We start from the raw sequence: 11,409 nt of genomic DNA, 5'->3' as shown, positions 1-11,409 counted from the left end.
GAGTTCATTCGATATCTGACAGATGTGCCGACCAACGGTCGGCACCCACCACCAAGCCCATACCGCCCCGCCCAACAAACAGAAAAGCCAGAGCCGCTTTGGCCCTGGCTTCTGCTGTTGCTCTGGCTGTCGCCGTTGATTGAGCGGGTGCCGGGCCGCAGGCCCGGCCGACACACTCACACCACCGGTTCGCGCAGGACGGGGTTGTCCCAGCCCGGGCGCGGGGCGAAACGGTCGCCGTGGCGCTGCTGCAGCGCCTTCAGCCGCTCGACGATCGCATCGGCACCCACCGCGCGGATGTGCTGGATCGGGCCGCCGCGGAACGGGGCGAAACCGGTGCCGAAGATCACACCCGCATCCAGCAGGTCCGCGTCGGCCACCACACCTTCGTGCAGGCAGGCTACCGCTTCGTTCAGCAGCGGCAGGATCAGGCGGTCTTCCAGGTCCGCCGGGGCCTGGTAGTCGCGCGCCACGTCCGGCTTCTTCGCCCGGCCGTTCTCCCAGGTGTAGATGCCCTGGCCATCCTTCTTGCCGCGCTTGGCCGGATCCACCGTCTGCAGCGCTGCCGGAATCTGCAGGCCCAGGAACGGCGCCAGCTCCTTGCCCACGCCGGCGGCCACGTCCAGGCCCACCGTATCGATCAGCTCGATCGGGCCCATCGGCATGCCGAACTTCACCGCCGCCTTGTCGATCACCGGGCCCGGAATGCCTTCGGCATACGCGGTGGCCGCTTCCAGCATGTACGGGAACAGCACGCGGTTGACCAGGAAGCCCGGGCTGCCGGCCACCGGCACCGGGAACTTGCCCAGCGCCTTGCAGAACGCGGCCAGGCGGCGCTCGGTTTCCGGCGCCATGCCGTCGTGGTGGATGATTTCCACCAGCGGCATCTGCGCCACCGGGTTGAAATAGTGCAGGCCGGCGAACTGCGCCGGGCGCTGGATGTGGTCGCGCAGTTCCACCAGCGGAATCGAGGAGGTGTTGGTGGTCAGCAGCGCGTCCAGCTTCATCTTCGGTTCCAGCGTCTGGTACAGCGCACGCTTGGCCTCCGGGTTCTCGATGATCGCTTCGATGACCAGATCAGCCTCGGCCACGCCGTTGCCCTCCAGGTCGGCACGCAGGCGTGCGGCCACCGCCGGGCGCTTGCTCTCGTCGCGCACCTTCTTGGCGAACAGCGCCTGCGCGCGTTCCATGGCCGGGTCGATGAAGCGCTGCTCACGGTCCTGCAGCGTCACCTCGAAGCCCTTGTAGGCGGCCCAGGCGGCAATGTCGCCACCCATCACGCCGGCGCCGACCACGTGCACGTGGCGGATGCCGGCATCACCGCTGCCCAGGGCCTTCAGGCGCTCGGTCAGGAAGAAGATGCGGATCAGGTTGCGCGCGGTCGGCGTGCTGGCCAGCTTCACCACCGCGCGGCGCTCGGCGTCCAGGCGCGCCTGCACCGGCTTGCCGGCGGTGCGCTGCCAGGTGCTGATCAGCGCGTACGGTGCCGGGTACTGGTCCTTCTTGGCCTTGCGGGCGACCTGCTTGACCATCTGCGGGGCCAGCAGCTTGCGTGCCAGCCAGGTGTTGGTGGCCCAGGCGGTGGCGCGCTGCTTGAACGGGCGGGTGGTGCCGGACAGGGCCAGGGCCACGGCGGTATCGAGCACCACCGCCGGCGCCACCACCTTGTCCACCAGGCCGATGCCACGGGCGGCCGAGGCCGACAGGGTGCGGCCGGTCAGCATCATGTCCATGGCCGCAGGCGCGCCCACCAGCTGCGGCAGGCGCGCGCTGCCGCCCCAGCCCGGGAAGATGCCCAGCTGGGTCTCCGGCAGGCCGATGCGGGTGCTGCTGTCATTGGAGGCCACGCGGTAGCGGCAGGCCAGCGCCAGCTCGGTGCCGCCGCCCAGGCAGTGGCCGTGGATGGCCGCCACGGTGGGGCAGGGCAGCTCGGCCAGCTTCTGGTAGGTGGACTGGCCGCGGCGGATCGCGTCGTTCACGGTGCCGCGGCGGTCGAACTCCTGGAACTCCTTCAGGTCCGCCCCGGCGATGAAGCCGGCCTTCTTCAGCGACTGGATGACCACGCCCTTGGGCGGGTCCAGGGCGATGCGCTCGAGCAGGTCGCCCAGCTCCAGCAGCACGTCCTGCGACATTGCGTTGACATTGCTGTCCTGACGATCCAGTGACAGCACGACCACGCCGTCATCGCGGATCTCGGGGTGCCAGTGGCTGAAGCGGAGACCATCGAAGCCTGAGAGCATGGACGTTCCATCCGGTTGTGTATGGAGAAGCGGCTATGATCCAGAGGTTGTTTCCCCCGCGTCAAATCCCTATAGCTGGGGGTGGCGACCCCGGATCCATGGCCCCGGACCGGGACGCTAGCGGAACGGTGGTTAAAAGCTGGTGCGGCGCCAGGTGATCGGCGACTGAACTTTTCCCGGGATTGGCAGTCTCATTGCCCGACGTCGGTTGGGCTGACAGGAGTGCGGCCCCTCATGGCCGATGTTGAAACACCACAGGAGCTGGATCTGGAACTGGTCCGGCGCGTGCAGCGCGGCGAGAGCGCGGCCTTCGATGTCCTGGTACGCAAGTACCAGCACCGGGTCGTCGGTCTGGTCGGTCGCTACATCGCCGACTGGAGCGAATGTCAGGACGTCGCCCAGGACACTTTCATCCGCGCCTACCGCGCGATCGGAAGTTTCCGTGGCGATGCCCAGTTCTCCACCTGGTTGCATCGGATCGCCGTGAACACCGCCAAAAACTACCTGGCTTCACACAATCGACGCCCGCCGACCGATGACATCGACGTCGGCGACGCCGAGCAGTTCGATACCGGAACACGCCTGCGCGACACCGGCACGCCCGAACGCGAGTTGATGCGCCAGGAGCTGGAACAGACGGTGATGAAGGCCGTCAACGCGCTGCCGGAAGAACTCCGGTCGGCGATCACCCTGCGCGAGGTGGAAGGCCTGAGTTACGAGGAAATCGCGCAGAAGATGGGGTGCCCGATCGGCACCGTGCGGTCCCGGATCTTCCGGGCGCGCGAGGCGATCGACACCGAACTCCGGCCGCTGCTGGACATCGGCAGCGCCACCCGTGAGAAGAGCCGCGTATGACCCACAGTCCCCTGAACGAATCGCAGAACCACCAATCCCCCGCCGGCCAGCGCCTGGACCAGCGCCACCGCGAACAGCTGTCGGCCCTGGTCGATGGCGAGCTCGGTGCCGATGAGGCGCGCTTCCTGCTGCGCCGCATGGAACACGATCCGGAACTGTCCGGCAGCCAGGAACGCTGGCAGCTGCTCGGCGACGTGATGCGTGGCCAGGCATCGCTGCTGGCCCCGGCCGGTTTCAGCGCCGCCGTGGCCGCCGCCATCGCCGCCGAACCGGCACCGCAGGCCGAGCCGCGCCGCCAGGTGCGCCGCACCGGTTGGCGTGCCTGGGGCGGTGGTGCCGCATTGGCCGCCTCGGTGGCCGCCGTGGCCCTGTTCATGGGGGGCGAGAAGCTGAAGGATGCCGGCCCTGGCGAGCCCCTGCCGCCGCAGGTGGTGGCCAGCCGGGCCGAACTGGCGCCTGCGCCGGGCCCGTCCGCCGTGACCGAAGCCTCGGCCGACGCCGCTGCGATGGCCGTGGCCGCCGCCCCGGCCGTGGCGATGGCCGCCCGCCGCCAGGATGCCCGCCGCGCCAGCGCCACCCGCAGCCAGCAGGCCGCGCGCGTGGCCCAGCGCGACGACGCGCCGCAGCGTGCGGTGGCCGCCGCGCAGCCGGCGCTGAGCCCCAGCGCGCCGGCCAGCAGCACCCGCCACCTGCCCTTCGGCGATGTCGGCAGCCTGCAGGCCCGGCCGTGGCCGAAGTCCAGCCTGGCCCCGGCCGGGGGCGGCGCGCTCAACGCCAGCTTCCCGACCTCGTCCGGTGGCGCCGCGTTCTACCCGTTCGAGCCGCGCCTGCAGGAAGAACTGCCGGCGCCGCAGCGCCCGCGCGACTGACGCGTGCGGGCCCATGCCCCGCCACTGGCGGGGCCCTCCTTCCCCTTCTCCATCCGATCCGGAGGTTGCCGTCCGATGACTCACCGACTCCGCACGCAGGCCATGGGCCTGCTCGCCCTGACCCTGCCGCTGGTGGCCTGTGCCCAGCCCGCCGCGCCGACCGCGCCGCAGGCGGCGCCGGCCGCCGCCGCACCGCGTGCCCCGGCGCAGCCGCTGGTCAGCGGCCTGCCTGATTTCACCAACCTGGTCGAACAGGTCGGCCCCGGCGTGGTCAACGTCGATGTCACCATCGTCCGCAACAACCGCCAGGCCTCGCGCGGCCCGATGGGCGACGACGACATGCCTGAGTTCTTCCGCCGCTTCTTCGGCCCTGATTTCCCGATGCCGGGGCATGGGCCGGGCGGCCAGGATGGCGGTCCCAGCATCAAGGGGCGTGGCATGGGCTCGGGCTTCATCATCTCGCCCGACGGCTACGTGCTGACCAACTACCACGTGGTGGCCGACGCCAGCGAAGTGAAGGTGAAGCTGGGCGACAGCCGCGAGTTCACCGCCAAGGTGGTCGGCAGCGACCAGCAGTACGACGTGGCCCTGCTGAAGATCGACGGCAAAAACCTGCCGACCGTGCGCGTGGGCGATTCGAACACCCTCAAGCCGGGCCAGTGGGTTGTCGCGATCGGCTCGCCGTTCGGCCTTGACCATTCGGTCACCGCCGGCGTGGTCAGTGCCGTCGGCCGCAGCACCGGCGGCCCGGACCAGCGCTATGTGCCCTTCATCCAGACCGACGTGGCGATCAACCAGGGCAACTCCGGTGGCCCGCTGCTGAACACCCGCGGCGAAGTGGTCGGCATCAATTCGCAGATCTTCTCCGCCTCTGGCGGCTACATGGGCATCAGCTTCGCGATCCCGATCGACCTGGCGATGAGCGCGGTCGAGCAGATCAAGAAGAGCGGCAAGGTCACCCGTGGCCAGCTGGGCGCGGTGGTCGAGCCGATCGATTCGCTGAAGGCGCAGGGCCTGGGCCTGCCGGACAGCCGTGGCGCGCTGGTCAACCAGATCGTCCCCGGCAGTGCCGCGGCCAAGGCGGGCGTGCAGCTGGGCGATGTCATCCGCTCGGTCAATGGCAGCACGGTCAACACCTGGTCCGACCTGCCGCCGCTGATCGGCGCCATGGCCCCGGGCAGCAAGGTCACCCTGGTCGTATACCGCGATGGCAAGCCGCGTGAGCTCAGCGCCACCCTGACCGCCCTGACCGATGACGGCCAGGACAATGCCCGCGGCCCGTCCGCAGCCAATGCCGACGCCGCGCCGCAGTCCGGTGCCAACGCCCTGCTGGGCCTGGACGTGACCGAGCTGAACGCGGTGCAGCGCAAGCAGCTGGGCCTGGAATCGGGCGAGGGCGTGCGCATCACCGGGGTCAAGGGCGAAGGCGCCCGCGACGCCGGCCTGGCCCCGGGCATGGTCGTCCTGCGCGTCGGCAATACCCCGGTCGGCAGTGTCGATGCGCTGAACCGCGCGCTGTCCGGCTACAAGAAGGGCGACGTGGTCCTGCTGCTGGTCCGTGCCAGCAGCGGCAACAGCGCCTTCGTGGCGGTCAAGGCCGGCCAGTAAGGCCTTCACGGCTGCCCCCGGGCGGCCCTGGTACTCCCCCGAAGCCCCGCCCCGGCGGGGCTTTGGCCATTCCGGGCCCGGTCCGATCAGGCTGCTTTCGCGGCAGAGGCCCGGGCATGCGATAATCGACCGTTACCCTGACGACGCCGCGCGCCGCCGCCACCTATGTCTTCTGATTCGATGCGGAACATCCGCAACTTCTCCATCATTGCCCACGTCGACCACGGCAAGTCCACGCTTGCCGACCGCATCATCCAGCTTTGCGGCGGCCTGCAGGCCCGCGAGATGGAAGCGCAGGTGCTCGATTCGAACCCGATCGAGCGCGAGCGTGGCATCACCATCAAGGCCCAGTCGGTCTCGCTGCCGTATGTAGCGAAGGACGGCCAGACCTACCACCTGAACTTCATCGACACCCCCGGCCACGTCGACTTCTCCTATGAAGTCAGCCGCTCGCTGGCCGCCTGCGAAGGCGCGCTGCTGGTGGTCGATGCCGCCCAGGGCGTGGAAGCGCAGTCGGTGGCCAACTGCTACACCGCCGTCGAGCAGGGCCTGGAAGTGGTGCCGGTGATCAACAAGATCGACCTGCCCACCGCCGACATCGAGCGCGCGAAGGCCGAGATCGAGGCCGTCATCGGCATCGACGCCGCCGACGCCGTGCCGGTCAGCGCCAAGACCGGCCTGAACGTGCAGGACGTGCTGGAAGCCATCGTCCATCGCATCCCGGCCCCGGTGCCGCGCGATACCGACAAGCTGCAGGCGCTGATCATCGACTCCTGGTTCGACAACTACCTCGGCGTGGTGTCGCTGGTGCGTGTCATGCAGGGCCAGATCAAGGCCGGCGACAAGCTGCAGGTGATGTCCACCGGCCGCACCCACCAGGTCGACAACGTCGGCGTGTTCACGCCCAAGCGCAAGGTGCTGCCGGCGCTGCGTGCCGGTGAAGTGGGCTGGGTCACCGCCAGCATCAAGGACGTCCACGGTGCGCCGGTCGGCGATACGCTGACCCTGGCCGCCGATCCGGCTGCCAAGCCGCTGCCGGGCTTCCAGGAGATGCAGCCGCGCGTGTTCGCCGGCCTGTTCCCGGTCGACGCCGAGGACTACCCGGACCTGCGCGAGGCACTGGACAAGCTGCGCCTGAACGACGCCGCGCTGCGCTTCGAGCCGGAAAGCTCCGAGGCGATGGGCTTCGGCTTCCGCTGCGGCTTCCTCGGCATGCTGCACATGGAAATCGTGCAGGAGCGCCTGGAGCGCGAATACAACCTGGACCTGATCAGCACCGCGCCGACGGTGATCTATGAAGTCCTGAAGACCGACGGCACCATCGTCAACATGGACAACCCGGCCAAGCTGCCGCCGGTCAACCATGTCGAAGAGATCCGCGAGCCGATCATCCGCGCCAACGTGCTCACCCCCGAGGAGTACATCGGCAACATCATCAAGCTGTGCGAAGAAAAGCGCGGCAGCCAGCTCGGCATCAACTACCTGGGCAGCCAGGTGCAGATCAGCTACGAGCTGCCGATGGCCGAAGTGGTGCTGGACTTCTTCGACAAGCTGAAGTCGGTCAGCCGTGGCTACGCCTCGCTGGACTACCACTTCGTGCGCTTCGATGCCGGCCCGTTCGTGCGCGTGGATGTGCTGATCAATGGTGACAAGGTCGATGCGCTGTCGCTGATCGTGCACCGCAGCCATGCCGACCGCCGCGGCCGCGAGCTGTGCGAGAAGATGAAGGACCTGATCCCGCGCCAGCAGTTCGACGTGGCCATCCAGGCCGCCGTCGGCTCGCAGATCATCGCCCGCACCACGGTCAAGGCCATGCGCAAGAACGTGCTGGCCAAGTGCTATGGTGGCGACGTTTCGCGCAAGAAGAAGCTTCTGGAAAAGCAGAAGGAAGGCAAGAAGCGCATGAAGCAGGTCGGCCGCGTGGAAATCCCGCAGGAAGCCTTCCTGGCCGTGCTGCAGATGGACAACAAGTAAGCCCGCAGCGGCCCTTCGGGGCCGTTCGTCCGGTGACGTTGCAAAGGACCCTGAATGAAACTGTTTGAGATCCTCCTGGTCGTACTGACCCTGGCCTCGGGCCTGATCCTGCTGGCCGACAAGCTGTACCTGGCCAAGCGCCGGGCGCAGCGCGCGGGCCTGCTCGATACCGAGCCGGTGCTGGTGGACTACTCGCGGGCGTTCTTCCCGGTGCTGGTGGTCGTGCTGATCGTGCGCAGCTTCATCGCCGAGCCGTACAAGATCCCGTCCAGCTCGATGATGCCGAACCTGCTGATCGGCGATTTCATCCTGGTCAACAAGTTCTCCTACGGCCTGCGCCTGCCGATCTCCAACACCAAGTTCGTCCCGCTGGGCGAGCCGTCGCGGGGTGACGTGGTGGTGTTCCACTTCCCCGGCCACGGCGACAACGATCCGGCCAAGGGCGAGAACTTCATCAAGCGCGTCATCGGCGTGCCGGGTGACACCGTGGTCTTCGAAGGCGACGGCGTCATCCTCAATGGCGAGCCGCTGAAGTACGACAACAAGGGCATCTACGCCGGCGACAAGGGCCAGGGCGAGGGCGCCAACCTGCTGGTCGAGCACCTGCCGGGCCGCACCCACACCGTGCTGGAGACCGATTATCCTCGCGGCCAGGGACAGTGGACCGTGCCGGCGGGCAAGTACCTGGTGATGGGCGACAATCGCGACAACAGCGATGACGGCCGTTTCTGGGGCCTGCTGCCGGAAGAAAACCTGCGCGGCCGCGCGTTCCTGATCTGGCTGAACTGCCAGGGCTGGTTCTGCAAGGATGGCTTCCAGCCGTCGCGCATCGGCTCGGGCATCAACTGACTTCACATCCACGCGTATCTGGGGAGAACGCAATGAAGACGATGAACACGCAGCGCGGCATGACCCTGACCTCCTTTCTGGTGGTCCTGATCGTGGTGGGTTTCTTCCTCTACATCGGCATGAAGCTGTTCCCGATGTACCAGGAGTACTACGCCGTGCGCTCGGCGATGAAGAGCCTGGCCAAGGAACCGGAAGTGGGCTCCATGGCCCCGGCGCAGATCCAGGATCTGTTCTTCAGGCGCCTGTACATCAACTACTCGGAAAACGTGAAGCCGGCCAACGTCAAGTTCAACCGTCGTGACAACGGCTGGACCCTCAACGTCAACTACGAAGTGCGCCAGCCGCTGGTGGGCAACCTCGATGTGGTTGGCAAATTCGAATCATCCCAGGACCTCGTTCGTAGCGGTGCCCAGTAAATTCATCCAACGTGGTGACCTGATCGGTCACGTTTTCAGCGATCCAGCCCTGCTCAAGCAGGCGCTGACCCATCGCAGTGCCGGTGCGCCGCATAACGAGCGCCTGGAATTCCTCGGCGACAGCATCGTCAACATGATGGTCGCCGAGGCGCTGTACCAGCGCTGGCCCAAGGCCGACGAGGGGGCCATGACCCGCGCCCGCGCCGAGCTGGTGCGTGAAGGCGCCCTGGCGGTGATCGCCCGCACCCTCGAGCTGGGCGAACGCCTGACCCTGGGCCCGGGTGAACTGAAGTCCGGCGGCCACCGCCGTGACTCGATCCTGGCCGACGCCCTGGAGGCGGTCGTGGCCGCGATCTACCTGGATGTCGGCTTCGAGGCCTGCCGGGCCGTCGTGCTGCCCTGGTTTGCCGCCTCGATGGAGGCCCTGCCGGCCACCGGCCGGCCCGAGAAAGACCCCAAGACCCGCCTGCAGGAATGGCTGCAGGCCCGACAGAAGGCGTTGCCGCAGTACGAACTGGTGTCAGAATCCGGTGACGACCACGCCAAGCACTTCCGGGTACGCTGCAACGTCGCGGACCCTGCCGCCAGCACCGAGGGCGAAGGCCCCTCGCGCCGGCTTGCCGAACAACAAGCGGCTGCTGCCGTCCTAGAACAACTGGATTCCAAGTGAGCGAACAAACTCCCCATCATTGCGGCAGCGTGGCCGTCATCGGCCGCCCGAACGTGGGCAAGTCGACCCTGACCAATGCCCTGGTCGGCGCCAAGGTCAGCATCGTCTCCAACCGCCCGCAGACCACGCGCCATCGCCTGCTGGGCATCGCCACCTATCCGGAAGGCCAGCTGGTGCTGGTCGACACCCCCGGCCTGCACAAGGTGCAGAAGCGGGCGATGAACCGGGTGATGAACCGTGCCGCGCGCGGCTCGCTGGAAGGCGTCGACGCCGGCCTGCTGGTGATCGAAGCCGGTCGCTGGGACGAAGAAGACAGCCTGGCCTTCAACGTGCTGCGCGATGCCGGCATCCCGGTGGTGCTGGTGGTCAACAAGATCGACCGCATGAAGGACAAGGGCGCGCTGCTGCCGTTCCTGCAGCAGGTGACCGAAGGCCGCGATTTCTCGGCCGTGCACCCGATTTCCGCGCAGAAGCGCAACGGCCTGGAAGCCCTGGTCCGCGACGTGCTGGCCCTGCTGCCGGAAGCGCCGCCGATGTTCGGCGAAGACGAGATCACCGACCGCAGCCAGCGCTTCCTGGCCGGCGAGCTGGTGCGTGAACAGCTGATGCGCCAGCTTGGCGAAGAGCTGCCGTACGCCACCACGGTGGAGATCGAGCGTTTCACCGAAGACGGCAACCTGCTGCGCATCGGCGCGGTCATCTGGGTCGAGCGCGAAGGCCAGAAGGCCATCGTGATCGGCAAGGGCGGCGCCCGCCTGAAGGAGATCGGCGCCAAATCCCGCCTGCAGATGGAACGTCTGTTCGGGGCCAAGGTGTTCCTGGAAACCTGGGTGCGCGTGCGTGAAGGCTGGTCCGATGACGAGGCCGCACTGAAGGCCTTCGGCTACGAATAAGCCGCGGCGGTCGCTTCGATGCTGATCGAGGACGACACCGGGTTCGTGCTGCATGCACGGGCCTACCGTGAGACCAGCCTGCTGGTGGAGGTACTGAGCGCGCAGCACGGCCGCATCGGCGTGCTGGCACGCGGCGTGTCCACGGCCAAGGGCCAGGTGCTGCGTGCGGCCCTGCAGCCGCTGCAGTGGATACGTTTCAGCGCCCTGCAGCGTGGTGAACTGGCCCAGCTGCGCGGCGCCGAGGCGCTGGATGCGGCCCCGCGCCTGGTCGGCCAGGCAATGCTGGCCGGTTTCTACCTGAGTGAACTGACCCTGCGCCTGGCTCCCCGCCAGGACCCGCTGCCGGAACTGTACCTGGCCTATGGCGAGGCGCGTGCGCGCCTGGCGGTGGGGGCGGGGCTGGCGTGGACGCTGCGCCGTTTCGAGCGTGAGCTGCTGGCGGCGCTGGGGCTGGGATTCGAACTGGACACGGCCAGTGATGGCCAGCCGGTGGACCCGGCGGCACGTTACGCGCTGGACCCGCAGGAGGGGCCGCAACGGTTGCTGAGCGAGCGCGGCGGTGAACGCCAGGCGGCGGCGACGGGTTCGGCGCTGTTGGCGCTGGCGGCGGACGACGAGCCGGATGCGGCAGACCTGGCCAGCCTGCGGCTGCCGATGCGGCGGGTGCTGTCCCATCACCTGGGGGCCAAGGGCCTCAAATCCTGGGAACTGCTCGAGCAGCTCACTCCCCGGAGGTAAGGGGGAGGGGTGTTCGGCAGGGCTTGCAGCCCTGCACCTGCTTCAATCAACGTCAACGGCAGAAGCTGGCTATCCGTGGGATGGCGGGGTGGGTCCGGTTGAGGGGGACGCTGCAAGTACGTCCATGTAAGCTCGGTCGCGCCATCCATGGCGCTCACGCCCCCTCAACCGGACCCACCCCGCCTTCGACAGTTCTCTGCGAGCTGTTGGAACCTGCTGCTGATGGATACTGCTGCTGATGGTGGTGGGTGCCGACCGTTGGTCGGCACGGGGTCGGATAGCGATGTCTGGCAGAGG

10 protein-coding genes are annotated in these 11,409 nt (G+C 67.9%); 9 read left to right on the top strand and 1 reads right to left on the bottom strand.

The features are described from left to right. Window positions 1-176: 176 nt before the first annotated feature. Window positions 177-2,240, bottom strand: coding sequence for a 3-hydroxyacyl-CoA dehydrogenase NAD-binding domain-containing protein (locus tag IAE41_RS20310; RefSeq protein WP_200734345.1), 2,064 nt, complete (start codon window positions 2,238-2,240; stop codon window positions 177-179). 234 nt (window positions 2,241-2,474) lie between these two features. Between IAE41_RS20310 and rpoE the strand changes: the two genes are divergently transcribed. The 9 genes from rpoE to recO all read left to right on the top strand — a co-directional run bounded on the left by rpoE (window position 2,475) and on the right by recO (window position 11,112). Further along, window positions 2,475-3,095 carry an RNA polymerase sigma factor RpoE gene (gene rpoE, locus IAE41_RS20305; protein ID WP_200734344.1) on the top strand — a complete coding sequence of 207 codons (621 nt, stop codon included), beginning with the start codon at window positions 2,475-2,477 and terminating at the stop codon, window positions 3,093-3,095. Further along, a complete protein-coding gene (locus IAE41_RS20300) occupies window positions 3,092-3,964 on the top strand; it encodes a sigma-E factor negative regulatory protein (protein ID WP_200734343.1) in 873 nt (290 codons plus the stop codon). The genes rpoE and IAE41_RS20300 overlap by 4 nt, the downstream gene beginning before the upstream one ends. Window positions 3,965-4,039: 75 nt before the next feature. Further along, window positions 4,040-5,572, top strand: coding sequence for a DegQ family serine endoprotease (locus tag IAE41_RS20295; RefSeq protein ID WP_200734342.1), 1,533 nt, complete (start codon window positions 4,040-4,042; stop codon window positions 5,570-5,572). 180 nt (window positions 5,573-5,752) lie between these two features. Continuing rightward, window positions 5,753-7,546: a translation elongation factor 4 gene (lepA, locus tag IAE41_RS20290; RefSeq protein WP_079225334.1), complete on the top strand. Its 1,794-nt coding sequence runs from the start codon at window positions 5,753-5,755 to the stop codon at window positions 7,544-7,546. A 54-nt stretch (window positions 7,547-7,600) separates the two neighbouring features. Continuing rightward, window positions 7,601-8,395, top strand: a complete 795-nt coding sequence (gene lepB / locus IAE41_RS20285) for a signal peptidase I (RefSeq protein WP_079222750.1) — start codon at window positions 7,601-7,603, stop codon at window positions 8,393-8,395. A gap of 32 nt (window positions 8,396-8,427) precedes the next feature. Beyond that, window positions 8,428-8,811, top strand: coding sequence for a DUF4845 domain-containing protein (locus tag IAE41_RS20280; protein ID WP_079222749.1), 384 nt, complete (start codon window positions 8,428-8,430; stop codon window positions 8,809-8,811). Next, window positions 8,801-9,481, top strand: coding sequence for a ribonuclease III (gene rnc / locus IAE41_RS20275; protein ID WP_079222748.1), 681 nt, complete (start codon window positions 8,801-8,803; stop codon window positions 9,479-9,481). The genes IAE41_RS20280 and rnc overlap by 11 nt, the downstream gene beginning before the upstream one ends. Then, entirely contained in the window at window positions 9,478-10,374 is an 897-nt protein-coding gene (era, locus tag IAE41_RS20270; RefSeq protein ID WP_079222747.1) for a GTPase Era, read from the top strand. Before rnc ends, era begins: the two co-directional genes overlap by 4 nt. A gap of 18 nt (window positions 10,375-10,392) precedes the next feature. Further along, complete coding sequence (gene recO / locus IAE41_RS20265) at window positions 10,393-11,112, top strand: DNA repair protein RecO (RefSeq protein ID WP_200734341.1); 720 nt, start codon at window positions 10,393-10,395, stop codon at window positions 11,110-11,112. Window positions 11,113-11,409: the final 297 nt, after the last annotated feature.

Source organism: Stenotrophomonas sp. S39, assembly GCF_016624665.1.
In the GTDB taxonomy this organism is placed as follows: Bacteria; Pseudomonadota; Gammaproteobacteria; order Xanthomonadales; family Xanthomonadaceae; genus Stenotrophomonas.
The sequence above is the reverse complement of the archived record's forward strand: the minus strand, read 5'-3'. Positions and strand labels throughout refer to the sequence as shown.

What these genes read in the sequence shown, in the direction of transcription:
- IAE41_RS20310 (WP_200734345.1), bottom strand. Translation starts at nt 2,240, where the DNA reads ATGCTCTCAGGCTTCGATGGTCTCCGCTTCAGCCACTGGCACCCCGAG.
- rpoE (WP_200734344.1), top strand. Translation starts at nt 2,475, where the DNA reads ATGGCCGATGTTGAAACACCACAGGAGCTGGATCTGGAACTGGTCCGG.
- IAE41_RS20300 (WP_200734343.1), top strand. Translation starts at nt 3,092, where the DNA reads ATGACCCACAGTCCCCTGAACGAATCGCAGAACCACCAATCCCCCGCC.
- IAE41_RS20295 (WP_200734342.1), top strand. Translation starts at nt 4,040, where the DNA reads ATGACTCACCGACTCCGCACGCAGGCCATGGGCCTGCTCGCCCTGACC.
- lepA (WP_079225334.1), top strand. Translation starts at nt 5,753, where the DNA reads ATGCGGAACATCCGCAACTTCTCCATCATTGCCCACGTCGACCACGGC.
- lepB (WP_079222750.1), top strand. Translation starts at nt 7,601, where the DNA reads ATGAAACTGTTTGAGATCCTCCTGGTCGTACTGACCCTGGCCTCGGGC.
- IAE41_RS20280 (WP_079222749.1), top strand. Translation starts at nt 8,428, where the DNA reads ATGAAGACGATGAACACGCAGCGCGGCATGACCCTGACCTCCTTTCTG.
- recO (WP_200734341.1), top strand. Translation starts at nt 10,393, where the DNA reads ATGCTGATCGAGGACGACACCGGGTTCGTGCTGCATGCACGGGCCTAC.